This window comes from Streptomyces paradoxus, from assembly GCF_014202475.1.
GTDB lineage: Bacteria > Actinomycetota > Actinomycetes > Streptomycetales > Streptomycetaceae > Streptomyces > Streptomyces paradoxus.
In genome coordinates this window covers 135,505-161,019 of the sequence record NZ_JACHGV010000005.1, presented here as the reverse complement: position 1 = coordinate 161,019, position 25,515 = coordinate 135,505, and the positions used below count along the sequence as shown (strand labels likewise).

Sequence of the window (25,515 nt, the reverse complement as noted above, 5' to 3'; positions counted from 1 at the left end):
CAACAGCCCCCGCCCGGTGCTACCAACACCTGCGGGGGCTTAACCATCGAGATCGAAAGCAGTCGATCCCATGGCTGAAGCCAACTCTAGTGCTGCCTCCCCGTCCGCGCACCCCATGGCGGGCCCGGGCTACGGCAAACGCAGCGCCCCAGACCAACTCCCCCGCACCAACCACGACTTCGCACACCTCTCACCGCGCGAAGCCTCCATCGCCACCTACCTCGACCGCCTCCCCGACGGCGCCGACATCTCCGTAAAGACGCTGGCCAAACAGCTCCCGTACGGACAGTGCGCCCTCGGCACGGCCCTCAACCACCTCCAAGGGGCAGGGCACCTGCGGCGAGGCCGGGAGTGCATCACGGCCGACGACGGCAGCTCCCGCTGGATCACCCGATCGTGGTGGTCCCGCACCGCCCAGGATGACGACTGGTGGGCCGCCTTCACCCGCGGCGACGTACCGCGGCAGGCAGCACGCCCCACCCGCTCCCGGGCCCACATCCTCCTGGCAGCCCTCGGCCGCACCATGCCCGTGCTGTCCCTCTCCGAGGCAGACTGCGCGGCCCTGGCTCCCCTCGTGACGGACTGGTTCGCGCGGGGCGCCTCGGAAGACGACGTACTGCGTGCGCTCACCGCCGGCCTGCCGACGCCCGTCCACCACGCCGCCGCACTGGTCCGCAACCGCCTGACCAGCAAACTCCCACCCCCACCCGCTCCACGCCCACCCCTACGGGTCCTGGAGTGCGCAAACTGCGGCGCCCCGGGGCGACCGGAAACCCTGCCAGGGGGGCGTTGCAGCGCCTGCCGGGGCGAACACACCCCCGCACAACCCCCCGCACCCCTGTCCGCCCCCACGGTCCACGACCACGCGGCCCAGATCCGCGTTGCGATGTCCCGACAACGACAAGAGAGGGCACACACATGACGGCTCCTACGGTCCGGCGCCACCAGCCCGGGGCACGATGGAGGGAAGGAGGCAAAGCCATGACCCGAGACACGACCGACCGCCCGCAGATGAATGTCGAGGACTTCGACGAACTCGTGAGCAGGGCTCCGAGGGAGATCCGGAACAGGCTGGAGTTCCTGGGCGGGCGACTGTGCATCCGGCACGGCCCGCTCGACGTGGACGAGTTCGAAGAGCTTGCCGCGGTAGCGCCCGAGACGGTGCGGCTTGAGTACATCGATGGAAAGGTAGAGGTCAAAGCTGTGCCGGACGGCAACCACCGCTCGATCTTCATGTGGCTGCTGCGCCAGTGCATGCAGCACCGGCCTGACCTGGACCTCGTTCCCGAGTCCGGCGTCAAGGCAGAGGCCTACCGCAAGGGTCGCGCTCGCACGGACGGAACGCTCGTGCCAGTGGATCATTTTCGGGGCGACGGCGAGTGGTCCGACCCCGACGGTGCCCTGATGACCGTGGAGATCACCTCCCACGACCGCGACACCGATCAACGCGACCGCATCGACAAGCCCGTCGGCTACGCAGCGGCCGACATCCCCGTCTACCTGCTCATCGACCGCGACAACAACACACTCACCGTCCACAGCGAACCGAAAGACGGCCGCTACCAGCAGATCTCCCGACACCCCTGGGGCGCCACCGTCGAGCTCCCCGCCCCCGTGAACATCACGCTCGACACCGAGAAACTCAAGGACTACGCGGACTGAGGACAATGGGCACCATGAACCACGCCCAGCTCACCGCCCTAGGCCGCGCCCTCCGACTCCTCGGCGAGCACGGGGAGGCCCTCACGGCCGACACCCCGGACGCCAAGCTGCACGAGGTCAAGGCCGATCTGAAGCGCGCGCTGGACCTGCTGGAGGAGAGCGTCGCGAACGCCGCGCCCACCACCCGCTGCCCCGAGCACCCGAACGGCCCGGTCGACGAGGCAGCCCCCGACCTGTGCCTGCTGTGCGAGACGCGGCGCCGGGCCGCCCGCCGAAACGAGTTCAACGGGCCCGCCCCCCAGCACCAGCCCATCCAACCCGCACCGTCCCGCTACGGCGTGCGCGGCGACCGCCCCCAGCCCCAGCAGCGCTGGCTGGCGGAGCTGTGGAACGGCCAGACGTGGCAGCTGTGCGGCACCCCGCGCCGGGACCGGCGCGAGGCGGAGCTGTTCATCAACGCCCAGCGCAAGGCACCCCGGGCCGCCATGGCGTACCGGCTGGTGCACGAGTTCACCGATTACGAGGTGCTGCGGGTGTGGGGGACGCCCGTGCGGATCGACATCGAGCCGATGGGCAACCTCTAGACCCCTACAGCAGCGGCAGGGGCAGGAACTCGTACCCCTCCCACAGCCGCCGCGACCGCTCCTCCGGGTACGCCGTGACGACCGGCTCCGCGTCCAGCACCTGCACCAGCCGCTGCTCGTCGTCGTAGGCCGGCCAGCCCGGGTCGCCCGTCCTCGCGAACGCCGTCCAGGACGCGCGGAAGCGGGACGCCAGCGACAGCGCCTCGGCGGACGGCTCCACGCCCGCGAACAGCAGCAGCCCCAGGTCCGCGCTGTACGTGCCGAACAGCAGCGGGATGTCCAGACCGTGGCAGGCACCGAGTGCGCCGCCGTTGCCCGGGGCCGGCCAGGTCAGTTCGTAGACGTGCGCGCGTCCGCCGCCCGCGCGCTGGGCCTCGGCCAGGTGCAGGGTCGGCATGTTGAACAGCCAGTCCGTCTGGACGCGTTCGTGGAGCTCGCTCGGGGAGGCGTCGGGGAAGGCCGTGCGGTAGGCCTGCTCGCCGTCGGGACCGGGGGCGAACAGGCGGAGGGCCGAGGCCGCCCTCTCCTCGGTGATCCGCCCCAGTTGGCCCGCCATGGCGATGAACAGGCGGTACTCGTCGCGGTTGTGGCCGACGAGGAGGTCGACGTTCTTCGCCGATCCGGACCGCAGGGCCTGCCACGGCATGGACGGCAGGACCTCCCCGTCGACCACCGGGGAGAAGGGCGTGACCGTGGGCGCCGCCTGGCCCCAGCGGTCGACGCGCTGGAGCATCTTGGCGCTGAGGGTCTCGCCCGCCGAGGTCAGTCGGTGCGGCGCGATCGTCGAGAGGTCGGCCACCGTGGGGCGCAGGCCCAGCTCGGCGGCGAGGGCGGTGCCGATGTCCCGGGCCAGGGCGTCGGAGAAGAACGTCCCCGGCACGCTCTGCGCGATCGCCCGCCGGAACAGACCGGCCGCGTTCGGCATGGCGAGCAGCGAGGCGATCGAACCCGCGCCCGCGGACTCCCCGAAGACCGTGACCTGGCCGGGGTCCCCGCCGAAGGACTCGATGTTGTCCCGCACCCACTCCAGCGCGGCCACCTGGTCGAGCAGTCCGCGGTTGGCGGGAGCGCCCTCGATGAACGCGAAACCCTCCATGCCCAGGCGGTAGTTGAGGGAGACGACCACCACGTCGCCCTCGGTGGCGATGCGCCGGGCGTCGTAGCCGGGGCTGCCGGAGTGGCCCAGCTTGTAGGCGCCGCCGTAGATCCACACCATCACCGGCAGGCGGGCCGCCGGGTCGGGTTCGGGCGTCCAGACGTTGACCGTGAGCCACTCGTCGCCCTCGGGCACGTCGAGCAGGCCCGGGCCGCCCAGGTTGCCGAGGTCCTGCGGGGGCGGCGGGCCGAAGGCGTGCGCGTCGCGTATGCCGTCCCAAGGGAGGGCGGGGCGGGGGGCCATGAAGCGGGCCTCGCCCACCGGGGGTGCGGCGAACGGGATGCCGCGGAAGACCGCGAGTCCCTCTTCCCTCCGGCCGCGCACCGCACCGGCGGTCGTACGGACCACCGGTGCGGGCTCCTCGGAAAGACCGCCCGTCGGCGGGTGGGACTCGGTCGTGGCCATCTGGATCTCCTCACAAGGTGCCGGTGAACAAGCGTTCAGCCAGTGTCCTTGACTGACGCAAGGAGATCCAGAGTCACAGGTGCCGGTTCAGCTGAGCGTCTTCAGCGCCGCCGCAGCGTCGTAGGGGGCCAGCTCGTCGAAGCGCCCGTCGAGGACCTTGCGGGCCCACTGCGGGTCCTGGAGCAGGGCGCGGCCGACGGCGACCATGTCGAACTCGTCGCGCTCGAAGCGGTCGAGGAGGTTGTCGAGGTCGCCGACCTCGGCGCCCTCGCCCTGGAAGGACTTGAGGAAGTCGCCACCGTCCAGACCGACCGAGCCGACGGTGATGGCGGGCTTGCCGGTGAGCTTCTTGGTCCAGCCGGCCAGGTTGAGGTCGGAGTCCTCGAACTCGGGGACCCAGTAGCGGCGGGTGGAGGCGTGGAAGGCGTCGACTCCGGCGGCGGCGAGCGGCGTCAGGATGGACTCCAGCTCCTCCGGGGTCTCGGCGAGGCGGGCGCGGTAGGCCTCCTGCTTCCACTGGGAGTAGCGGAAGATGATGGGGAAGTCGGCGGAGACGGTCTCGCGGACGGCCGCGACGATCTCCTCCGAGAGCTTGGCGCGGGCGACCCGGTCGCCGCCGTAGGCGTCGGTGCGGCGGTTGGTGCCCTCCCACAGGAACTGGTCGAGCAGGTAGCCGTGGGCGCCGTGGAGCTCCACGCCGTCGAAGCCGATGCGCTCGGCGGCGGCAGCGGCCTCGGCGAACGCGCCGATGACGGCGTCGATGTCGGCCTGGGTCATGGCCTTGCCGGTGGGCTCGGTCGCGCCGAGGCGCAGCCCGGAGGGGCCGACGGCCGGGGCATCGGCGACGGGCGGCTCGCCCTGGTTGCGGACCATGCCGATGTGCCAGAGCTGCGGCACGATGGTGCCGCCCGCGGCGTGCACCGCCTCGGCGACCTTCGCCCAGCCCGCGAGCTGCTCCTCGCCGTGGAACCGCGGCACGCGGTCGCTCTGCCCGGCCGACTCGTGGCCGACGTAGGTGCCCTCGGTGACGATCAGGCCGACTCCGGCGGCGGCGCGGCGCGCGTAGTACGACACGACGTCCTCGCCGGGCACGCCGCCCGGGGAGAACATGCGGGTCATCGGCGCCATCGCGATCCGGTTCGGAACGGTCAGGCCGCCCAGCGATACGGGCCGGGACAGGATTTCGGCGGCGCGGGAGGCGGAGGCGGCGACAGTCACGTGGGGGCTCACTTTCGGATACCGGGGGGTATGTGCATACGCATGGGACGACCTAACCTTCAACCATCCGGTCCCGTCAGGGCCATCCCACCCCCGCTGTGATCCCGGACACGCGCTCCGCACTCACCCCGCAACGCACCCGGACACGCCCGAGGGCGGCACCCCCTGCCGGAACAGGAAGTGCCGCCCTCGGAAAGGACGTTGATCGACCGGGTCGATCAGAAGTCCATGTCACCGCCCGGCATGCCGCCGCCGGCGGGCGCGGCGGCCTTCTCCGGCTTGTCGGCGATGACGGCCTCGGTGGTGAGGAACAGCGCGGCGATGGAGGCGGCGTTCTGCAGCGCGGAACGGGTCACCTTCGCCGGGTCGATGATGCCCTCGGCGATCATGTCGACGTACTCACCGGTCGCGGCGTTCAGGCCGTGGCCGACGGTGAGGTTGCGGACCTTCTCCACGACGACGCCGCCCTCGAGACCACCGTTGACGGCGATCTGCTTCAGCGGGGCCTCCAGCGCGAGCTTCACGGCGTTGGCGCCGGTCGCCTCGTCACCGTCGAGCTCCAGCTTCTCGAAGACCTGGGAGGCCTGCAGCAGGGCCACGCCACCACCGGCGACGATGCCCTCCTCGACGGCCGCCTTGGCGTTGCGCACGGCGTCCTCGATGCGGTGCTTGCGCTCCTTGAGCTCAACCTCGGTGGCGGCACCGGCCTTGATGACCGCGACACCGCCGGCGAGCTTCGCCAGGCGCTCCTGCAGCTTCTCGCGGTCGTAGTCCGAGTCGCTGTTCTCGATCTCGGCGCGGATCTGGTTCACGCGGCCCTGGACCTGGTCGGCCGAGCCGGCACCGTCGACGATGGTGGTCTCGTCCTTGGTGATGACGACCTTGCGGGCCTTGCCCAGCAGGTCGAGCGTGGCGTTCTCCAGCTTGAGGCCGACCTCCTCGGAGATCACCTCGCCGCCGGTGAGGATGCCGATGTCCTGCAGCATCGCCTTGCGGCGGTCGCCGAAGCCCGGGGCCTTGACGGCGACGGACTTGAAGGTGCCGCGGATCTTGTTGACGACCAGGGTCGACAGGGCCTCGCCCTCGACGTCCTCGGCGATGATCAGCAGCGGCTTGCCCGACTGCATGACCTTCTCCAGGAGCGGGAGCAGGTCCTTGACGTTCGAGATCTTGGAGTTCGCGATCAGGATGTACGGGTCGTCGAGGACGGCCTCCATACGCTCCATGTCGGTGGCGAAGTACGCCGAGATGTAGCCCTTGTCGAAGCGCATACCCTCGGTGAGCTCCAGCTCCAGACCGAAGGTCTGGGACTCCTCGACGGTGATGACGCCTTCCTTGCCGACCTTGTCCATGGCCTCGGCGATGAGCTCGCCGATCTGGGTGTCGGCGGCGGAGATGGAGGCCGTGGAAGCGATCTGCTCCTTGGTCTCGACGTCCTTCGCCTGCTCCAGCAGGGCGGCGGAGACGGCCTCGACGGCCTTCTCGATACCGCGCTTGAGGGCCATCGGGTTGGCGCCGGCGGCTACGTTGCGCAGACCCTCGCGCACCAGGGCCTGGGCGAGAACGGTCGCGGTGGTCGTACCGTCACCGGCGACGTCGTCCGTCTTCTTGGCGACTTCCTTGACCAGCTCGGCGCCGATCTTCTCGTACGGGTCCTCGAGCTCGATCTCCTTGGCGATGGAGACACCATCGTTGGTGATCGTGGGCGCGCCCCACTTCTTCTCGAGGACGACGTTGCGGCCCTTGGGGCCGAGCGTCACCTTGACGGCGTCCGCGAGCTGGTTCATGCCGCGCTCGAGGCCGCGCCGCGCCTCCTCGTCGAACGCGATGATCTTGGCCATGTGAAGTGGTCCCTCCAGGACTGGGGGTGATTACTTCGGACCGCGCCCGCGCCCGCGACGGACGGCTCGCCAGCCTTGTGGTTCCTTCCCACCTGGCCTGCGGGCCTCACCGACCCGGTCCTTACGTTGTCACTCTCACCTTCAGAGTGCTAACGCAATGATTAGCACTCGACCCCTGCGAGTGCAAGCGCCTCCCGGGGATCGGGCGGGGGCGTCAGCCGCCCGCGAACACCGGCCGGCGGGCCCTTCGAACACCGGCCGGCGGACCCTTCGAACACGCGGAAGGGCCCGCACCCCGGGGGGTACGGGCCCTTCTGAGAAGACCGGTCGCTTGAGCGTTGGTCGTGGTGCGCGTTCAGGCAGAGACGCGAACCATGTCGGCCTGCGGTCCCTTCTGGCCCTGCGAGATCTCGAACTCGACCCGCTGGCCCTCTTCAAGGGTGCGGTAGCCGTCCATCTGAATCGCGCTGTAGTGGACGAAAACATCCGCACCACCGTCGACCGCGATGAAGCCGTACCCCTTCTCCGCGTTGAACCACTTGACGGTGCCCTGAGCCATGCCTAACTCCCCTATTACTGGCCCTTGCACAGATCCACACTTCGCGGACCCGGGTCAGACCTCACCCCCCACGGTTGGGGGCGTGCGCCGGAACGCGTCGACCGCGGCTGAATGTATCTGTCCAACTGCCGTCTGCAACAGGTCAATCGGACGAGAATTCTGGACGCGCAGGGTCCGGAATGTGGGGAGAATTCGCCCGAATTCAGGGCAAGTCGGGCCACACAAAAGGAACAAAAGCCGCGAAAGACGTGCACACTTTGGCTACATCTTGTCGGACTCGCGGCAGGAATTCAGGGTTCCGATCAGGGGATCGGTATCGCGTTCCCCAACTGTACCCCGCTCAACCACGCAGAATTGCCCCCTCCGCTTCTCTCACGGAGGGGGCAATTCGATGAACTCTCGGTAATCGTCGTTACCGAAGGTAACAATCGGGCCGGGCGACCGGTTCAGCCACCGGCGACGGCGGGAATGATCGACACACCGGCACCGTCCGGCGTCGCCGTCTCCAGCCCCTGCTCGAACCGCACGTCGTCGTCGTTCACGTACACGTTGACGAACCGGCGCAGCTTGCCCTGGTCGTCGAGCACCCGGGCGGCGATCCCGGTGTGGTTCTTCTCCAGATCGGCGATGACCTCACCGAGGTTCGCGCCCTCGGCGGCGACCTCGGCCTGCCCGCCGGTGTAGGTACGCAGGATGGTGGGGATCCGAACGGTGACGCTCATGACTTCAAAACCTCCGGTTGGGCGAGATACCTAGGGGCGCGGGGAACTGCGCGACCAGCCCCCACAGGCCCGCAGCCGACAACGATCAGACGAGCCCAGCCTCACGGAACGAATCGAGGTTGGGACGAATCGTCGCGGTCAGCCCGGTCCCGGCCACCGCATCCAGCGTCTTCAGCCCGTCCCCCGTGTTCAGCACCACGGTCGTCAACGACGGGTCGAGCACCCCGTTCTCGATCAACTTGCGCGTCACACCCACCGTCACACCACCGGCGGTCTCCGCAAAGATCCCCTCGGTCCGCGCGAGAACCTTGATCGCGTCGACGATCTGCTCGTCGTTCACGTCCTCCACCGCACCGCCGGTCCGCCGCGCGATGTCCAGCACGTAGGGGCCGTCCGCCGGGTTGCCGATGGCGAGGGACTTGGCGATGGTGTCCGGCTTCTGCGGCCGGACCACGTCGTGGCCGGCCTTGTACGCCGTCGACACCGGCGAGCAGCCCTCGGCCTGCGCACCGAAGATCTTGTACGGCTTGTCCTCGACCAGCCCGAGCTTGATCAGCTCCTGCAGACCCTTGTCGATCTTCGTGAGCTGCGAGCCGGAGGCGATCGGGACGACCAGCTGGTCCGGCAGCTGCCAGCCAAGCTGCTCGCAGATCTCGTACGCGAGGGTCTTGGAACCCTCCGCGTAGTACGGCCGCAGGTTGACGTTGACGAAGCCCCAGCCCTCACCGGCCGGGTCGCCGATCAGCTCGGAGCAGAAGCGGTTCACGTCGTCGTAGTTGCCCTCGATGCCGACGAGCTCGCCGCCGTATACCGCGGCCATGACGACCTTGCCCTGCTCCAGGTCGTGCGGGATGAACACGCAGGAGCGGAAGCCGGCGCGGGCCGCGGCGGCACCCACCGCACCGGCGAGGTTTCCGGTGGAGGAGCAGGAGAGCGTGGTGAAGCCGAAGGCGCGGGCGGCCTCCAGGGCCTGGGCGACGACACGGTCCTTGAAGGAGTGCGTCGGGTTGCCGGAGTCGTCCTTGACGAACAGCTTGCCGGCGTCGACACCCAGCTCGCGGGCCAGGTTGTCGGCCTTGACGAGCTTGGTCCAGCCGGGGTTGATGTTCGGCTTGTCCGCCACGTCGGCCGGGACGGGCAGCAGCGGGGCGTAGCGCCAGATGTTCGCGGGGCCCGCTTCGATCCGCTTGCGGAGCTCCTCGGTGTCGTAGGCCGAGAAGTCGTAGGCGATCTCCAGCGGGCCGAAACACTCCTCGCACGCGAAGACCGGTCCGAGGGGCACGCGGTGACCGCACTCGCGGCAGCTCAGCGCTGCGGCGGGACCGAGGTCTACGGTGGAGTCAGTGGTGCTTGCAACAGTCTGCACAGCCATGTGAGGCGAGGCCCTTTCTCCTCATCTTCCTCACGACGCATCTCGCCGTGAGACGGATTTGGCACCTTCCCGAGCCGGGAGCCTCGCGCATGTGGTCGACAGTGACCTACGAGTACCGACTGGAGGGTTGCCGGGGCTTCATCGGGCCGTTTCCCTCTGCCCCTCTGGATGAGCTGTATGTGGTTGTGGGCGGCGGGTGACCCCGGACATGCGATGGTCATCCGCCTTGTTCAAGACTGTAACCGACGACCAGGACAGTTGAGATAGTCGTCCGAACCGCGAGATGGATCACAGTCTGTCCCGCCTGGAGAACGCAGAGGAGCCGCCACGGTGCTGGAAGAAGTCGAGCGCTGGCTGAGCACCCGTTCCTGGTCCGCGAACGATCGCCCGCTCCACCAGATCCTGGCCGCCAAGCAGCGCACGGGCCAGACGGTCAGCGTCGTGCTGCCCGCCCTCAACGAGGAGGCGACCGTCGGCGACATCGTCGCCGTCATCCGCCACGACCTGATGCGGCAGGTCCCGCTCGTCGACGAGCTGGTCGTCGTGGACTCCGGCTCGACCGACCGCACCTCCGAGGTGGCCGCCGCCGCGGGCGCCCGGGTGGTGCACCGGGACGGCATACTCCCGCGCCTGCCCGCCGTGCCCGGCAAGGGCGAGGTGCTGTGGCGCTCGCTGCTCGCCACCCACGGGGACATCGTCTGCTTCGTCGACGCGGACCTGAGGGACTTCTCGTCCGACTTCGTCTCCGGGATCGTGGGCCCGCTGCTCACGGAGCCGGACGTGGACCTGGTGAAGGCCATGTACGACCGGCCGCTCTCCGGTGCCGCCGGGCAGGGCGGCCGGGTCACCGAGCTGATGGCCAGGCCGCTGCTCAACATGCACTGGCCGCAGCTGGCCGGCTTCGTTCAGCCGCTCGGCGGCGAGTACGCGGCCCGCCGCTCGCTGCTGGAGCAGCTGCCGTTCCCCGTCGGCTACGGCGTGGAGCTGGGGATGCTGGTCGACGCCCTGCACCTGTCGGGCCTGGGCGCCCTCGCCCAGGTGGACGTCGGGGTGCGCAAGCACCGGCACCAGGACGGGCAGGCGCTCGGCCGGATGGCCGCCGCGATCTACCGCACGGCCCAGCTGCGGCTGGCGCGAGGGCATCTGGTCCGGCCGTCCCTGACCCAGTTCGAGCGGGGGGAGGACGGCTTCGAGCCGCGCACGTACTCCGTGGACACCGAGGAGCGTCCGCCGATGGTGGAGATCGCCGAGTACCAGGCGCGGAAAGCGGCCTGACCGGGGCCGTTTTCGGCCGGGCACGGCAGATCCGTACGTTTGAGCGTTTACGGGCCGGGCTAGGTTGAGGCTTATGGCTTCAACGTACGGTGCTGCACGGGTGCTGGTGGCCTCCAACCGGGGCCCGGTCTCCTACACGGTGAGTGAGGACGGTTCGCTGGACGCCAAACGGGGCGGCGGCGGGCTGGTCTCCGGCCTCTCCGCGATCGGCTCGGACGCGGACGCGCTGTGGGTGTGCTCGGCGCTGTCCGACGGCGACCGGGAGGCGGTCCGGCGCGGGGCCGGTGAAGACGGCGTGCGGATGCTGGACATCCCGGCCGGCATGCACGCCGACGCGTACAACGGCATCGCCAACTCGGTCCTGTGGTTCGTGCACCACATGCTCTACCAGACACCCCTGGAGCCGGTCTTCGACGCGGAGTTCCGCCGGCAGTGGGCGTCCTACGAGGCGTACAACCGGGCGTTCGCCGAGGCGCTGGCCGAGGAGGCGGCGCAGGGTGCGGCGGTGGTGGTGCAGGACTACCACCTGACGCTGGTGCCGGGCATGCTCCGCGAGCTGCGGCCCGACCTGCGCATCGGGCACTTCTCGCACACGCCGTGGGCGCCGCCCGAGTACTTCCGCATGCTGCCGGACGACGTGGCCGGGCAGGTGCTGCGCGGCATGCTCGGCGCTGACCGGCTGGGTTTCCTCACCGAGCGCTGGGCGCAGGCGTTCACCGAGTGCGCCGAGCGGTTCGCCGGAGGGCTCGGGGGCACGCGGGTCGGGGTGCACGGGCTGGGCGCCGACGCGGACTTCCTGCGCAAGCGGGCGCACGAGCCGGACGTCGAGGAGCGGATGGCCGCGCTGCGGCAGGAGATCGGCGAGGGCCGCCGCACCATCGTCCGGGTCGACCGCACCGAGCTGTCCAAGAACATCGTGCGCGGCCTGCTGGCCTACCGCCGCCTGCTGGAGACCCACGACGAGTGGCGCGAGCGGGTGGTGCACGTGGCGTTCGCCTACCCCTCGCGGCAGGACCTCGCGGTGTACCGGGACTACACGGCCGAGGTGCAGCGCGTCGCCGACGAGATCAACGCCGAGTACGGCACGCCGGGCTGGACGCCGGTCGTGCTGCACGTCAAGGACGACTTCGCCCGTTCCCTGGCCGCGTACCGGCTGGCGGACGTGGCCCTCGTCAACCCCATCCGGGACGGCATGAACCTCGTCGCCAAGGAGGTCCCGGTCGTCTCCGACGCGGGCTGCGCGCTGGTCCTGTCGCGGGAGGCCGGGGCGCACGAGGAGCTGGGCGAGGACGCGATCACGGTGAACCCCTACGACGTGACGGGCACGGCGACGGCCCTGCACGAGGCGCTGTCGATGCGCCCGGAGGAACGGGCCGAGCGCAGCAAGCGCCTGGCAGCGGCGGCGACGGCACTGCCGCCGGCCCAGTGGTTCGTGGACCAGCTCGACGCGCTGAGGGGCTGAGCGGCGATGAACGCGAACGGGCTGCCCGCGCCTGTCACGAAGGCCGGCGAGGACGGGCTCGCCGCCCTGCTCGCCGACCCCGGCAAGGCGCTGGTCGCGCTGGACTTCGACGGGACGCTCGCGCCGATCGTCGCCGATCCGGAGCTGGCCCGGGCCCATCCGGAGGCGCTGGGCGCGCTGGTGGCGCTCGCCCCGAAGGTCGCCGCCGTCGCGGTGATCACCGGCCGGCCGGCCGAGGTCGCCGTGCGCAACGGCGGCTTCGCGGACGTGCCCGGTCTTGAGCACCTGGTCGTCCTCGGGCACTACGGCGCCGAGCGGTGGGACGCCCGCAGCGGCAAGGTCACCGCCCCCGACCCGCACCCCGGCGTCGACGCCGTCCGTGCCGAGCTGCCCGGGCTGCTCGAAGGGAGCGGGACCTGGGTCGAGGACAAGGGCCGGGCGGTGGCCGTGCACACCCGCCGGGCCGCCGACCCGCAGGCCGCCTTCGAGGCCCTGCGCGAGCCGCTCACCGGCCTGGCGACCCGGCACGGCCTGATCGTGGAGCCCGGCCGCATGGTCCTCGAACTGCGCCCGCCGGGCATGGACAAGGGCGTCGCCCTGACCGGCTTCGCCCGGGAGATCGGCGCCGGATCCGTCCTCTACGGCGGCGACGACCTGGGCGACCTGCCCGCCTACTCCGCCGTCGACACCCTCCGCACATCCGGCACCCCGGGCCTGCTGGTGTGCAGCGGCAGCGACGAGGTGACCGAGCTCAGCGAACGGGCGGACGTGGTGGTGGACGGCCCGGAGGGCGTCGTAGAGCTCCTGGCCTCGCTGGCGAATCTGATCGGCTGAGGGTCGCGCCCCATAGGGGCGCGGGGCAGCATCGATATGCGGCTCCGCCGCGGGGCGCGATCAACCACAACGCACCCGCACCCCGCCACGGCAGAAAGCCCTACGGTCCTCAGCGCTCCGACCGACGCGTCTCCCGGACACGCCGCAGCCGGTTCACCGTCACCGGATCATGCTCCAACGCCCGAGCGTCATCCAGCAGGGCATTGAGAAGCTGGTAGTACCGCACAGGGGCGAGCCCCAGCTCCTCGCGTATGGCCCGTTCCTTCACGCCCGGGCCGGAGAAGCCCCGGCGTTCGAGCGCGAGGATGTCCCGCTCCCGGCGCCCCAGCCCCTGCTCACCCGTGTCCTCGTCCATGCCCGGCACCGTAACCCCTGCCACCGACAGCGGAGCTACTCCGCGCTCTCCGCCCGGCCCGCCGCCGCCTGGAGGTGGCCGAGGACGCCCGAGGGGCTGCCGCCGGGCGCGACGGCCTTGCCGATCTGCTGCTTGACCAGGGCGCTGACATCGGCCCAGGAGGTCTTGCCGACCGGGTAGAGCTCGGAGGCCAGCAGCTCCTCCAGGAACGGCCTGAGGTGCCGGTCCTCCTCGGAGGCGGCCATGGTGGTGGACGCGGAGGAGGTGACCGGCAGCAGGTCGTACTCACGGGAGAAGGCCAGCACGTTCTTCTCGCTGTAGACGAAGTCGAGGAAGTCGCCGATCTGGTCGCGGTGGCCGTTCTCGCGGAAGGCCGTCATCCAGTCGGCCACACCGAGCGTCGACTTGCTCGGGCCCCCCTTGCCCGGCATGGGCACCATGCCGTACTTCACGCCCTTGCTCTCGGCGATCTTCATCAGCGAGGGGTGGCCGTTGAGCATGCCGACCTGGCCCTTGGCGAACGCGGCGAACGCCGCGGCCCGGTTCAGCTCGCCCGGCGCGACCGGCCCGGTCAGGTCCTTGCCGACCAGGTCGTTCTTCAGCCAGGAGAAGGTGTCGATGTTCTCCGGGGAGTCGATGCCGTAGCTGTCGACGCTGTCGGTGTAGCCGCCCCCGCCGCTGAGCATCCACTGCATGGTCTCGGCCTGCGCCTCCTCCGGGCCGAGCGGCAGCGCGTACGGGTACTTCACACCCTCGGCCTTGAGCGCCTCGGCGTCCTCGGCCAGGTCGTCCCAGGACTCGGGCGGGGTGATGCCGGCCTTGGCGAAGAGGGTCTTGTTGTAGAAGAGGACGCGGGTGGAGGCGGCGAACGGCATCCCGTACTGCACGCCCTTCACCTGGCCCGCGGAGGCCAGCTGCCCGACGAAGTCGGCCTGCACGGGTATGGAGAGCAGGTCGTCGGCCTTGTAGAGCTGGTTCTTGGCCGCGTAGTCGGCGTAGGCGCCGATCTGGGCCATGTCCGGCGGGTCACCGGCGGCGACCATCTCCCTGACCTTGCGGTCGACGTCGTTCCAGGAGTAGACGCTGACGTCGATCGTGACGCCGGGGTGATCGGCCTCGTACTCGTCGGCGAGCTTGTCCCAGTACTTCTTCGAGCTGTTGGCCGCGCTGTCGCCGTAGTCGGCGGCGACCAGTTTGAGCGTCACGTCCCCCGAGCCGCCCGTGACGCCGCAGCCGCCGAGAACCGCCGTCATGCCCAGTGCGGACACCGCCGCGATCGTCCCTGCCATTCGCCGCCGCTGCACCGCTGTTCTTCCCCAACCCTGGCGTCGCCGCCTCTGAAACTTTTCGATATCCGGAATAAGGTCTACACCACGCGAGTGGACTAGACCTCTTGTGGGTCCCCGGGTCACACTGGTTCCGTGAGACATGTCATCGCCCTCGACGTGGGCGGCACCGGAATGAAGGCCGCCCTGGCCGGACCGGGGGGCGAGGTGCTGCACCGGGCCCGCCGGGCCACCGGACGCGCCCAGGGGCCGGACGCCGTCGTCGCGGGCATCCTCGGCTTCGCCGCCGAGCTGCACGCCTACGGCGCCGAGCACTTCGGCCAGCCCGCGTCCGCCGCCGGCGTGGCCGTCCCCGGCATCGTCGACGAGGCACAGGGCGTCGCCGTATACGCGGCGAACCTCGGCTGGCGTGACGTCCCCCTGCGCGACCTGCTGACGCAGCGGCTGGGCGTCCCGGTCGCCCTCGGCCACGACGTGCGCACCGGCGGCCTCGCCGAGGGCCGGGTCGGTGCGGGCCGGGGCGCGGACCGGTTCCTGTTCGTGGCCCTGGGCACCGGCATCGCGGGTGCCATCGGCGTCGACGGCCGGGTCGAGGCGGGCGCGCACGGCTTCGCGGGCGAGATCGGCCACATCGTCGTACGCCCCGGCGGATCCCCCTGCCCGTGCGGACAGCGCGGCTGCCTGGAGCGCTTCGCCTCGGCGGCGGCCGTCAGCGAGGCCTGGGCCACGGCCTCCGGCGACCCGGACGCGGACGCGGCGGACTGCGCGAAAGCGGTGGACTCCGGCGACCCGAAGGCGGGGGCGGTCTGGCAGCAGGCGGTGGACGCTCTGGCCGACGGCCTGGTCACGGCCCTGACGTTGCTGGACCCCCGCACTCTGATCATCGGCGGCGGGCTGGCGGAGGCGGGAGAGACGTTGTTCGCACCCCTGCGTGAGGCCATCGGCCGCCGCATCACCTTCCAGAAACAGCCGACACTCGTACCGGCGGCGCTCGGTGACAGTGCAGGTTGTCTCGGGGCGGGTCTACTGGCCTGGGATCTTCTGGCATCGACCGACCGCATGGAGGTAACGCCCTGATGACCGATGCCCCAGGGGCGCGGGGAACTGCGCTACCAGCCACGAATCACCCGCACCCCGCAACATCGGGAACCCCCACGGTCCTCACCGGCGCGACAGTGGTACTCCCCACCGGCACCGTCAAAAACGGCCGCCTGGCCGTCCACGGCACCCGCATCGCCCCCACCGTCCCCGAAAACGCCCAGGTCATCGACGTAACAGACCACTACGTGATCCCCGGCTTCGTCGACCTGCACAACCACGGCGGCGGCGGAGCCTCCTTCACCTCCGGCTCGGTCGACGACATCCTCAAGGGCATCCACACCCACCGCCTGCACGGCACGACCACCCTGGTCGCCTCCACCGTCACCGGCGACATGGACTTCCTCACCCGGCGCGCCGGCCTGCTGAGCGAACTCGCCGAACAGGGCGAGATCGCCGGCGTCCACTTCGAGGGGCCGTTCATCTCCCCCTGCCGCAAGGGCGCCCACTCCGAGGCCCTCCTGCGCGACCCCCACCCCGCGGACGTCCGCAAGCTGATCGACGCGGCCCGGGGCCAGGCCAGGATGCTCACGCTGGCCACCGAACTCCCCGGCGGCCTGGACTCCGTACGCCTCCTCGCCGACCACGGCGTGATCGCGGCGATCGGCCACACGGACGCCACGTACGAGCAGACGGTCGAGGCCATCGACGCGGGCGCCACCGTCGCCACGCACCTCTTCAACGCGATGCCGCCGCTCGGCCACCGCTCCCCCGGCCCGATCGCCGCCCTCCTGGAGGACGACCGGGTCACCGTCGAGCTGATCAACGACGGCACACACCTGCACCCCGCCGCGCTGCAACTGGCGTTCCACCACGCGGGCGCGGACCGCGTCGCGTTCATCACGGACGCGATGGACGCGGCCGGTTTCGGCGACGGACGCTACTGGCTGGGCCCGCTGGAGGTGGAGGTCGCGGACGGCGTGGCCCGGCTGGTGGAGGACGGCACGATCGCCGGCTCGACCCTCACGCTGGACCGCGCCTTCAAGCGGGCGGTCACGGTCGACGGCCTGTCCGTCGAGGACGCGGTGACGGCCCTGTCCGCCACCCCGGCCCGACTGCTCGGCATGGCCGACACGATCGGCTCACTGGAGCCCGGAAAATACGCCGACCTGCTGATCCTGGACTCCGCGTACGAGTTGAAGGGCGTGATGCGCCGGGGTGAATGGGTGGTCGGTCCCCAACTGGGCTGATCCATCCCCCAGTCGAGAGACGGTGGCCGACTCCAGGACTGGGCCGGCCGCCGTCTCTTTGGCATGATCGGGCTACCTGCACGTTCATGTCGGCAAGCACATCGGGGGAGGTCGGCCCAGGTGATCCTCACGGTCACGCTGAACACCGCTCTCGACATCACCTACCGCGTACGGTCCCTCAGGCCGCACGCCTCGCACCGCGTCTCCGAGGTGACGGAGCGCCCCGGCGGCAAGGGCGTCAACGTGGCCCGGGTGCTCGCGGCCCTCGGGCACGAGGTGACGGTGACGGGGTTCACGGGCGGGGCGACGGGCCGGGTCGTGCGGGAGAAGCTCGCGGCGGTACCGGGCGTGGTGGACGCGCTGGTCCCCCTCGCGGGCGCGACCCGCCGCACGGTCGCCGTGGTCGACGAGCGCACCGGCGACACCACCCAGCTGAACGAACCGGGCCCGATGGTCACGCCCGGCGAGTGGTCGGCGTTCCAGGAGGCCTACGGGGACCTGCTGGCTGCCGCGTCGGCGGTGGCCCTGTGCGGCAGCCTGCCGCCGGGCGTGCCGGTGGGCGCGTACGCGGGCCTGGTCCGGACGGCCAGGTCCGCCGGGATCCCGGTCCTCCTGGACACCAGCGGCGAGCCGCTGCGCCGGGGCGTCGCGGCCCGCCCGGACATCATCAAGCCGAACGCCGACGAACTGGCGGAGCTGACCGGCTCCCACGAACCGCTGCGCGCCACCCAGGACGCCCGCCGCCGGGGCGCGGGCGCGGTGGTCGCCTCCCTCGGCCCCGATGGCCTCCTCGCCGCCACCCGAGAGGGCCGCTGGCGAGCGACCCCACCGACGCCCGTACGGGGCAACCCCACAGGCGCGGGCGACGCGGCAGTGGCAGGCCTGCTCTCGGGTCTGGTGGAACACCTCCCCTGGCCGGACCGCCTGGCCCGGGCAACGGCCCTGGCGGCAGCGACGGTGCGGGCACCGGTGGCCGGGGAGTTCGACCGGGGGGTGTACGAGGAGCTGCTGGCGAGGGTGACGGTGTCGGGGGAGGTCAGCGCGGCGTGAGCGGAGCAGTCACTTCTGCAGCCAGAGCTGGTCGAGGACCGCGTCACACTGGTTGCCCTCGTTGCAGGCGATCTCGATCGTGTTGGTGCCCTTGGTCAGGTTGACGTTGGACCACGTCTCCTGCCAGCCCTTGTCCCAGTCGCCCTTGGGCAGACCGCCGAAGTTCTTCATGTTGACGGGCCGGTCCTGGGTGTCGCCGTTGACCACCAGCGTGGCATTGGCGTCCACGCCCGGGATGCCGTAGCGCACGTAGAGGCGGTAGCTGCCGGCCTTCTCGATGCCGTCGACCGTCCAGGTCACCTTGGCACCGACCTGGTTGAAGCCCGTCACATAGACCCCGCCGTCGGCCTTGGCGCCCTTGAATTCCGACGCCGTCGTCATGCCGGGGCTGAGCCGCAGGGCCTTCGCGTCGGTCTCGGGGAGCTCCTGCTGGGCCGCCCCGGCCTTCGTGGTCGAAGGGCTCGGCTTCGACTCCTCGGACTGGGTCGGGCTCGTGCCCACCTTGTCGGACGCGTCGTCCTTGTCCTTGTCGCCGCCCAGCATGACCACGCCGATGCCGATCACCACCGCGGCGACCACCGCGATCGAGCCGATCAGCAGGCCCTTGGTGTTGGGGCCGCGGCCACCCCGGCCGCCGCCGCCCGCCGGGGTCGCGTGCTGCGCGGTCTGCGCGCCGCCCGGCAGCGTCTCCGGCGCGGCGTAGTGCGCGTTCGGCTGGCTGTACGTGCCCTGCTGCGGGACCTGGCCGTACGGCGCCGTCTGGGTGTTCTGCGGCTGCTGGCCGTACTGGCGCGTGCCGACCGCGCGCACCCGGTTGACCGAGTTCGGGTAGCCGTAGCCCCCGGACGGCGGCTGGGCTCCGTTGGCCTGCCCGTCGGCGTAGAGATAGCCGAACGGGTCGTCGTCCTCGGGCGTGCTCGCGCCGTTGTTGCCGGGCGTCATCCCTTGGTCTCCTCAGTCAGGTGCGGTGCATGCGGTACACGGGTGAGTAAGCGAGCCTACCCGCTCCCAGAGACCCAAACGGGTGACTCAGACCGCATCAACTCACTGACCTGGGCTTCACCCGGCGCGTCTGTGTTGTTTGGGACGAGATCGTTTCTCGACGTACATCCGCTCGTCAGCGGATTTCAACACTTCGTCCGCCGTCATTCCACAGTGTGCCCATCCGATGCCGAAGCTGGCGCCCACCCGGACGGCCCGCCCCTCGGCACGGATGGGCTGAATGATCTCGTTGCGCAGCCGGACCGCGAGGTCCTGGGCGTCGGCGCGGCCGAGCCCGTCGGCCAGGATGACGAATTCGTCACCCCCGAGCCGGGCGACCGTGTCCCCGTCGCGGACGCCGTTGCTGAGCCGCCGGGCGACCTCGATGAGAACCGCGTCACCCGCGTTGTGCCCGAACCGGTCGTTGATCGACTTGAAGCCGTCGAGGTCGCAGAAGAGCACCGCGAGCCCCTTGGTGCCGTCGTCGTGGTTCCCGTCCGGCGCGACGGTGTGCACGTGGTGGTCGTAGGCCTCGTACGGCTCGGTGCCCTGCCGGAAGTCGAAGCCGGGCCCGACCACGTCGAAGGCGGGGTGGCCGTAGGCCGCGTCGACGGACTCGACGGCGGTGTGCGGGGACGACGCGCGTTGACAGAGCCGGGAGGACAGCCGCGAGCGCAGCTCCGCGGAGTTCGGCAGGCCGGTGAGCGAGTCGTGCGAGGCGCGGTGGGCGAGCTGGAGCTCGCGGCGCTTGCGCTCCTCGATGTCCTCGACGTGGGTGAGGAGGAAGCGGGGCCCGTCGGCGGCGTCCGCGACCACGCTGTTGCGCAGGCTGACCCAGACGTACGTGCCGTCGCGGCGGCCGAGGCGGAGCTCCGCGCGCCCGCCCTCCGCCGAGGTGCGCAGCAGGGTGCCTATGTCCTCGGGGTGGACCAGGTCGGAGAACGAGTAGCGGCGCATCGCGGAGGCGGGGCGGCCCAGCAGCCGGCACAGCGCGTCGTTGGTGCGCAGGATCCGGCCGTGCTGGTCGCCGCCCATCTCGGCGATGGCCATGCCGGACGGCGCGTACTCGAAGGCCTGCCGGAAGCTCTCCTCGCTCGCCCGCAGCGCCTGCTGCTCGCGCTCCAGCCGGACGAGGGCGCGCTGCATGTTGGCGCGCAGCCGGGCGTTGCTGATGGCGATGGCGGCCTGGAAGGCGTACATCTGGAGGGCCTCGCGGCCCCAGGCTCCGGGCCGGCGGCCGTTGCGCGGCCGGTCCACGGAGAGCACGCCGATCAGCTCGCCGCACGTACCGCTGCCCTTCGGGGCGGGCGCGTACATGGGGGCGAAGAGGCGGTCGGCCGGGTGCCACTCGTCCTCGAAGCGGGGGGCGGGGCCGTCGGTGTACCACTGCGGGACGTCGTCGTCGTCGAGGACCCAGCCCTCGGTGTGCGGTATGAACACCAGGTCGCCCCAGTGCTCGCCCATGCTCAGCCTGCGTTCCCAGGACTCGCGCGAGCCGACACGGCCGGTGATGAGGGCCTCGGCGGCGGGGTTCCCGGCGAAGGCGGCGACGACGAGGTCGCCGTCCGGCCGTACGAGGTTCACGCACGCCAGCTCGTACCCGAGGGCCGCCACGACGCCCTCCGCGACGGTCTGCAGTGTGTCCGCCAGGCTGCGGGCCGTGTTCATGTCGGCCATGACCTGGTGCAGTTGTCGCAGGGACGCAAGACGGACGTAGGGCTCCGACTCGGTCTCCATGCTCGCCCTCCCCCCGAGTACTCGCAGCGATTCAAGGGTCTCGTCGGCGTATCGTCCTGGCAGCTTCCCAGCCACTGAATCACAGCGCGCTGCTCACTCGGTACACAGGGTCAACAATTCCTGCCCCTTGTGACTCAAGTCACAGGCAAACCTGAACAATTGAGTGGAGTTTCTGCGTTCTTCACGTGCGTCTACCGAACGCAAAGTTTGTCAGGTTGCGCACATGTTTTTCCTTCGTTCTTCCCGGAGGCCACCCGGGTCGGTCGGGAGTCCTAGGACCGTGATCGGGCGGGAGTCCGATGCGGGGCGTGCGGGGCGGACATTAGCGTTTCCGGCGTGCCGAACACTCCCGCTGTCACGTCCCCGATCATTCCGTCGCCCGCCTCCGGGCATGCTGAGGGGGTGAGCAACGACGAGTTCCGCGCCGCCATGTCCCGGCTGGCCTCGGGTGTGGTCCTGGTGACCGCGCAGGAGCCCTCGCTCGACCCGGACGACCCCTCGGCGCCGGATGTCGAGGACGTGGGCATGACGGCCACGGCCTTCATGTCGGTGTCCCTGGACCCGCCCCTGGTGCTGGTGAGCCTGCGCAACGGCTCCCGCATGGACGAACTGCTGGAGGAGCAGGAGCTGTGGGCGGTCTCGGTCCTCTCCGAGAGCCAGCGGCACATCGCGGGCCGTTTCGCGATGAAGGGCCGGGTCAGCGACCGGCTGCTGTTCGCCGACATCCCGTACACGCGCGGCGAGTACACCGACGCCCCGCTGGTCGGCGGCGCGCTGGCCGTCCTGGAGTGCCGCACCGAGCAGCGCGTCCGGGCGGGCGACCACACACTGGTCATCGGCCGCGTCCTGACGGCCCGGGTGCCGAGCGCGGAGGGCGGGCCGCTCGCGTACTTCCGGGGCCGCTACCGGCAGTTGGGCTGAGGAAATCCCGCTGGCCCGGGCACGGACGGCCTGCCTAGGGTGCGCGCATGACCACGACCGGCCCGCGCCTCGAAGAGATCACCGCCGCGAATCTCGACGCCGCCCTCGGCATCCGCGTCCGCCCCGACCAGGAGCACGCGGTCGCCCCGGTCGTGAAGTCCCTCGCCGAGGCCTACGTGCATCCCGGCATCGCCTGGCCCCGCCTGATCCTGGACGGCGACCGCCCGGTCGGCTTCCTGATGGCCTGCCTCGGCATCGACTGGTACGGGGACGGCAGCGAGATCCGCTCGGGCCTGTGGCGGCTGAACATCGCGGCCGGTGAGCAGGGCAGGGGGTACGGCCGGTTCGCCGTCGAGTCCGTCGCCGCCGAGCTGCGCCGCCGCGGCACCGAGAAGTTCTACGTGACCTGGCACCCGGGCCCGAACGGCCCGGAGGGCTTCTACCTGGGCCTCGGCTTCCGCCCGGACGGGGAGAACAGCGGAGGCCAGACGGTGGGACTGCTGGAGCTGGCCTAGCCCCAGTCCCGCGCGGAGCGCCCCCGCTTCGTCTCCGAGCGCTGCTTCTTCTCCCGCAGCCGCCGCTCGTTGATGCCCCGGGGGATCCGGGTGGGCTTGCGGGGCCGGGGCGGGGGTGCGGTGGCCTCGGCCAGGAGCGCGGCGAGGCGTACGGCCGCGGCCTCGCGGTTGCGCCACTGGGAGCGGTGCTCGGAGGACCGTACGGTGACGACCCCGTCGACCAGGCGCCCGGCCAGCCGCTCCAGGGCCCGCTGCTTCCACACCGCGGGCAGCGCCTCGGTCTTCGCCAGGTCGAAGCTCAGCTCGACCTTGGAGTCGCTGGTGTTGACGTGCTGCCCGCCCGGCCCCGACGACCGCGAGAAACGCCACATGAGCTCGGCCTCGGGCAGGGAGACGGAGCCGCGGATGACATGAGGACCGGACATGCCGTCCATGTTCCCGTTCCTGTCCCGTCCACGTCACCCGAATAATCGCGGGTAAAGAAAGTAAAGGAGCTGGAACCTCGCGTACCCCTCTCCACGTTCATGGGGGTAGCTGTAGCTTCGGTGCCGCAGCTTCTTTGCCGCACGTAAACGAGGGAAGGGACTCCCAACAATGGCTGTAAGCCTGTCCAAGGGTGGCAACGTCTCGCTCACCAAGGAGGCTCCGGGCCTGACCGACGTCACCGTGGGCCTCGGCTGGGACGTCCGCACCACCACCGGCACGGACTTCGACCTCGACGCCTCGGCGATCGCGGTCAACACGCAGGGCAAGGTCTACTCGGACGCCCACTTCGTGTTCTTCAACAACAAGCAGACGCCGGACAACACCATCGTCCACACGGGCGACAACCGCACGGGTGAGGGCGCCGGCGACGACGAGGCGATCAACGTCAACCTCGCCGCCCTCCCGGCCGACATCGACAAGATCGTCTTCCCGGTCTCGATCTACGACGCCGAGAACCGCAGCCAGAACTTCGGCCAGGTCCGCAACGCCTACATCCGCATCGTCAACCAGGCCGGCGGCGCGGAGATCGCCCGCTACGACCTGTCGGAGGACGCGGCCACGGAGACGGCCATGGTCTTCGGCGAGCTCTACCGCAACGGCGCGGAGTGGAAGTTCCGCGCGGTCGGCCAGGGCTACGCCTCGGGCCTGGTCGGCATCGCCCAGGACTTCGGCGTGAACGTCTGACGGACGCCTGAGCGTTTCGCGGGGAAGCCCCCCGGGCCGGAGACCGGCCGGGGGGCTTCGCCTCAGGGGCGCGGGCTGTGCCGATGGACGTCCCTGGGTGAGGGCTCAGGGCTGCTCCGGCTTCCCGTCCCCGTACAGCCAGTCCTCCCAGACCCCCTCCAAGTCCTCCCCGGGCGCCCGCTTCTCGACGTAGGCCGTGAAGTCGGCGGTGTCGGCGTTGCCGTACCGGTACTCGGCCGCCCACCCCTTCAGGATCGAGAAGAACCGGTCGTCCCCGACCGCCTGTCGCACCTTCTGCAGCACCATCGCCCCCCGCCAGTACACCGGCGGGTCGGAGATCCGCGCGGCGCTCGGCGGGTCCGCCGGCGGGAACTCCCAGATCTCCTCCTCCGCCTCCTCCGTGTCGAAGTGCTCGCCGGAGTACACCGCGTCGAACATCTCCTGCGCGCTGTCACCGCCGTGGTCCTCCTCCCACAGCCACTCCGCGTACGTAGCGAAGCCCTCGTTGAGCCACATGTCCCGCCAGCTCTCCGGCGAGACCGAGTCGCCGTACCACTGGTGGGCGAGCTCGTGGACGAGGAGCGTGATGTCGGGCGCCCCCGGGAACACCGGCCGGCTCTGGGTCTCCAGGGCGTAGCCGACGGACGCCGCGCTGTCGACGATCGCGCCCGTGGAGGAGAACGGGTACGGCCCGAACCGCCGCTCGGCCCACCGCAGCACCTCGGGCAGCCGCCCGAGCACGGGCCGGCTCGCCGCCGCCTCGGCCGGATCGACGGCCGTGTACACGGGCAGGTTCCCGGCCGTGGACCGGCTGACGGCGAAGCGGCCGATCGCGACCGTCGCGAGGTAGCTCGCCATCGGCCGTGCCGTGTGCCAGGTGGACGTGGTACGCCCCCGGGCGGTCGTCTCGCTCCGAAACTCCCCGTTGGACACGGCCCGCAGCCCCTCCGGCACGGTCACCGTGAGGTCGTACGCCGCCTTGTCGGAGGGGTGGTGGTTGCCGGGGAACCACGCCATCGACCCGGTCGGCTCGCCCAGCGCGAGCGCCCCGTCGGTGGTGCGCAGCCAGCCCTCCTGGGAGCCGTCCGGGTCCGTGACGGTCTCGGGTGCGCCCGCGTAGCGGACCGTCACACGGAACGTCTCGTCCCGGTCGAGATCCTCCCGCGGGCGGACGGTGAGCTCCTGCCCGGCGCGGTTCCAGCGGGCCGTCTCGCCGTCGACGGTGATCTTCTCGACCTCCATGCCGAGCAGGTCGAGGTTGAAGGCGGAGAGGTCCTTGGTCGCGCGGGCGGTGAGGGCGGCCGTGCCGGTGAGCTGGTGGGCGACGGGGTCGTAGGCGAGGCGCAGACCGTAGTGGGAGACGTCGTAGCCGCCGTTGCCCGCCTTCGGGAAGTAGGGGTCGCGGACGCCGGAGCCGCCCGGGGTGCCGTGCACTCCGCCGCCGCAGGCGGTGAGGAGGAGAGCGGAGGCGAGCAGAGCGGAGAGGGGCAGCGCGGAGGCGGGCCGAGTGGCTGCGGGCCGGGTCGCTGCGGACGGGGTGGGGACAAGGCGTGCGGAACGGGCCACGGTCGCGATCCTACGGGCGCGTGACACCATCACCTCCGTGCTCGACATCGGCTACGCCCTCTCCAACCGCTTCCCCGACCCGCCGCAGACCGACTACCGCCGCGCGGACGTCCGGGCGCTGCGGCACGACCTGTTCTGCGGGGACGTCTACCTGGCGGACACCAAGACGGATCACGAGGTGTCCACAGCCTGGGGATGGGTGCCGGTGCTCGACTTCGCGTGGGCGCTGTGCGACATCGTGGAGCGGATCGACCGGGATCCGGCGGGTTCACGGGCCTCCCGGCCGCAGCGGGCGGAACTCGACTTCACCGAGTCGACGGACCGGATGCTGTTCGAGCGCCGCTTCGGCTGGGTGGACATCGAGGCCGACTGGATGCGCGCGGAGGAGCCCGCACTCACCGTCTCCCACAGCGAACTGCGCCGCGAGGCACGGGACTTCCTGCACGACCTGATCGCCGACCTCACCGACCTGCACGACGACCTCGCGGAGAACCCGGCGATCTGGACCCTCCAGGCCCGCTTCCCCCGTCTGCCGTGAACGCCGCCGTGAACACCG

At 70.8% G+C, this 25,515-nt stretch carries 25 protein-coding genes and 1 riboswitch; of the genes, 13 read left to right on the top strand and 12 right to left on the bottom strand.

Features of this window, described 5'->3' with window-relative positions; translation table 11 throughout:
* The first annotated feature begins 115 nt into the window (after nt 1-115).
* From HNR57_RS18385 to HNR57_RS18375, 3 genes are read left to right on the top strand one after another with little or no spacing between them, the layout of a single operon-like run.
* Nucleotides 116-922 carry a hypothetical protein gene (locus HNR57_RS18385; protein ID WP_184561435.1) on the top strand — a complete coding sequence of 269 codons (807 nt, stop codon included), beginning with the start codon at nt 116-118 and terminating at the stop codon, nt 920-922.
* 59 nt (nt 923-981) lie between these two features.
* Entirely contained in the window at nt 982-1,662 is a 681-nt protein-coding gene (locus HNR57_RS18380) for a Uma2 family endonuclease (protein WP_246554734.1), read from the top strand.
* A 14-nt stretch (nt 1,663-1,676) separates the two neighbouring features.
* A complete protein-coding gene (locus tag HNR57_RS18375; protein ID WP_184561090.1) occupies nt 1,677-2,246 on the top strand; it encodes a hypothetical protein in 570 nt (189 codons plus the stop codon).
* 4 nt (nt 2,247-2,250) lie between these two features.
* On the opposite strand, the gene HNR57_RS18370 is transcribed toward HNR57_RS18375, so the two are convergent.
* From HNR57_RS18370 to thrC, 6 genes are all read right to left on the bottom strand, one after another.
* Nucleotides 2,251-3,807, bottom strand: a complete 1,557-nt coding sequence (locus HNR57_RS18370) for a carboxylesterase/lipase family protein (RefSeq protein ID WP_184561089.1) — start codon at nt 3,805-3,807, stop codon at nt 2,251-2,253.
* Nucleotides 3,808-3,894: 87 nt separating this feature from the next.
* Nucleotides 3,895-5,025 (bottom strand): NADH:flavin oxidoreductase, encoded by a 1,131-nt coding sequence (locus HNR57_RS18365; protein WP_184561088.1) that lies wholly within the window; start codon nt 5,023-5,025, stop codon nt 3,895-3,897.
* 218 nt (nt 5,026-5,243) lie between these two features.
* A complete protein-coding gene (gene groL / locus HNR57_RS18360; RefSeq protein WP_184561087.1) occupies nt 5,244-6,866 on the bottom strand; it encodes a chaperonin GroEL in 1,623 nt (540 codons plus the stop codon).
* 355 nt (nt 6,867-7,221) lie between these two features.
* Nucleotides 7,222-7,425 (bottom strand): cold-shock protein, encoded by a 204-nt coding sequence (locus HNR57_RS18355; protein ID WP_010035953.1) that lies wholly within the window; start codon nt 7,423-7,425, stop codon nt 7,222-7,224.
* A 446-nt stretch (nt 7,426-7,871) separates the two neighbouring features.
* Complete coding sequence (locus HNR57_RS18350) at nt 7,872-8,147, bottom strand: MoaD/ThiS family protein (protein WP_003991133.1); 276 nt, start codon at nt 8,145-8,147, stop codon at nt 7,872-7,874.
* Between the two features lie 85 nt (nt 8,148-8,232).
* Nucleotides 8,233-9,519, bottom strand: coding sequence for a threonine synthase (thrC, locus tag HNR57_RS18345; protein WP_184561086.1), 1,287 nt, complete (start codon nt 9,517-9,519; stop codon nt 8,233-8,235).
* Nucleotides 9,520-9,537: 18 nt separating this feature from the next.
* Nucleotides 9,538-9,694: riboswitch (SAM riboswitch) on the bottom strand.
* Nucleotides 9,695-9,849: 155 nt separating this feature from the next.
* On the opposite strand from thrC, the gene HNR57_RS18340 reads away from it, so the two are divergent.
* The 3 genes from HNR57_RS18340 to otsB all read left to right on the top strand — a co-directional run bounded on the left by HNR57_RS18340 (nt 9,850) and on the right by otsB (nt 13,090).
* Nucleotides 9,850-10,794, top strand: a complete 945-nt coding sequence (locus tag HNR57_RS18340; protein WP_184561085.1) for a glucosyl-3-phosphoglycerate synthase — start codon at nt 9,850-9,852, stop codon at nt 10,792-10,794.
* A 73-nt stretch (nt 10,795-10,867) separates the two neighbouring features.
* A complete protein-coding gene (locus HNR57_RS18335) occupies nt 10,868-12,256 on the top strand; it encodes an alpha,alpha-trehalose-phosphate synthase (UDP-forming) (RefSeq protein WP_184561084.1) in 1,389 nt (462 codons plus the stop codon).
* 6 nt (nt 12,257-12,262) lie between these two features.
* Nucleotides 12,263-13,090: a trehalose-phosphatase gene (gene otsB / locus HNR57_RS18330; protein WP_184561083.1), complete on the top strand. Its 828-nt coding sequence runs from the start codon at nt 12,263-12,265 to the stop codon at nt 13,088-13,090.
* Nucleotides 13,091-13,199: 109 nt separating this feature from the next.
* Here otsB and HNR57_RS18325 read toward each other — a convergent pair whose 3' ends face one another.
* Nucleotides 13,200-13,445: a DUF3263 domain-containing protein gene (locus HNR57_RS18325; RefSeq protein ID WP_184561082.1), complete on the bottom strand. Its 246-nt coding sequence runs from the start codon at nt 13,443-13,445 to the stop codon at nt 13,200-13,202.
* Nucleotides 13,446-13,480: 35 nt separating this feature from the next.
* Nucleotides 13,481-14,734 (bottom strand): ABC transporter substrate-binding protein, encoded by a 1,254-nt coding sequence (locus HNR57_RS18320; RefSeq protein ID WP_184561081.1) that lies wholly within the window; start codon nt 14,732-14,734, stop codon nt 13,481-13,483.
* Between the two features lie 132 nt (nt 14,735-14,866).
* Between HNR57_RS18320 and HNR57_RS18315 the strand changes: the two genes are divergently transcribed.
* The 3 genes from HNR57_RS18315 (at nt 14,867) to HNR57_RS18305 (ending at nt 18,069) form a co-directional block, all read left to right on the top strand.
* Nucleotides 14,867-15,808, top strand: a complete 942-nt coding sequence (locus HNR57_RS18315) for an ROK family protein (protein WP_184561080.1) — start codon at nt 14,867-14,869, stop codon at nt 15,806-15,808.
* Entirely contained in the window at nt 15,808-17,019 is a 1,212-nt protein-coding gene (nagA, locus tag HNR57_RS18310) for an N-acetylglucosamine-6-phosphate deacetylase (RefSeq protein ID WP_221342678.1), read from the top strand. Before HNR57_RS18315 ends, nagA begins: the two co-directional genes overlap by 1 nt.
* A gap of 120 nt (nt 17,020-17,139) precedes the next feature.
* Nucleotides 17,140-18,069: a 1-phosphofructokinase gene (locus HNR57_RS18305; protein ID WP_184561078.1), complete on the top strand. Its 930-nt coding sequence runs from the start codon at nt 17,140-17,142 to the stop codon at nt 18,067-18,069.
* 9 nt (nt 18,070-18,078) lie between these two features.
* Here HNR57_RS18305 and HNR57_RS18300 read toward each other — a convergent pair whose 3' ends face one another.
* Both HNR57_RS18300 and cdgB read right to left on the bottom strand, forming a co-directional pair.
* On the bottom strand, nt 18,079-19,011 hold the full coding sequence (locus HNR57_RS18300; protein WP_184561077.1) for a carbohydrate-binding protein: 933 nt from the start codon (nt 19,009-19,011) through the stop codon (nt 18,079-18,081).
* Between the two features lie 117 nt (nt 19,012-19,128).
* Complete coding sequence (gene cdgB, locus HNR57_RS18295) at nt 19,129-20,787, bottom strand: diguanylate cyclase CdgB (RefSeq protein ID WP_184561076.1); 1,659 nt, start codon at nt 20,785-20,787, stop codon at nt 19,129-19,131.
* A gap of 336 nt (nt 20,788-21,123) precedes the next feature.
* Between cdgB and HNR57_RS18290 the strand changes: the two genes are divergently transcribed.
* Entirely contained in the window at nt 21,124-21,708 is a 585-nt protein-coding gene (locus tag HNR57_RS18290) for a flavin reductase family protein (protein WP_184561075.1), read from the top strand.
* Between the two features lie 47 nt (nt 21,709-21,755).
* On the top strand, nt 21,756-22,223 hold the full coding sequence (locus tag HNR57_RS18285) for a GNAT family N-acetyltransferase (RefSeq protein WP_184561074.1): 468 nt from the start codon (nt 21,756-21,758) through the stop codon (nt 22,221-22,223).
* Here HNR57_RS18285 and arfB read toward each other — a convergent pair.
* Nucleotides 22,220-22,657, bottom strand: coding sequence for an alternative ribosome rescue aminoacyl-tRNA hydrolase ArfB (gene arfB / locus HNR57_RS18280; RefSeq protein ID WP_184561073.1), 438 nt, complete (start codon nt 22,655-22,657; stop codon nt 22,220-22,222). The genes HNR57_RS18285 and arfB overlap by 4 nt on opposite strands.
* A gap of 160 nt (nt 22,658-22,817) precedes the next feature.
* Here arfB and HNR57_RS18275 point away from each other — a divergent pair, with 160 nt between their 5' ends.
* Nucleotides 22,818-23,393 (top strand): TerD family protein, encoded by a 576-nt coding sequence (locus tag HNR57_RS18275; RefSeq protein ID WP_033312269.1) that lies wholly within the window; start codon nt 22,818-22,820, stop codon nt 23,391-23,393.
* Between the two features lie 105 nt (nt 23,394-23,498).
* Here HNR57_RS18275 and HNR57_RS18270 read toward each other — a convergent pair whose 3' ends face one another.
* The gene (locus HNR57_RS18270) at nt 23,499-24,989 is read right to left on the bottom strand and encodes a M1 family metallopeptidase (RefSeq protein WP_184561433.1); all 1,491 of its coding nucleotides are present in this window, start codon (nt 24,987-24,989) and stop codon (nt 23,499-23,501) included.
* Nucleotides 24,990-24,996: 7 nt separating this feature from the next.
* Here HNR57_RS18270 and HNR57_RS18265 point away from each other — a divergent pair, with 7 nt between their 5' ends.
* Entirely contained in the window at nt 24,997-25,497 is a 501-nt protein-coding gene (locus tag HNR57_RS18265) for a hypothetical protein (protein ID WP_184561072.1), read from the top strand.
* The last annotated feature ends 18 nt before the right edge of the window (nt 25,498-25,515 follow it).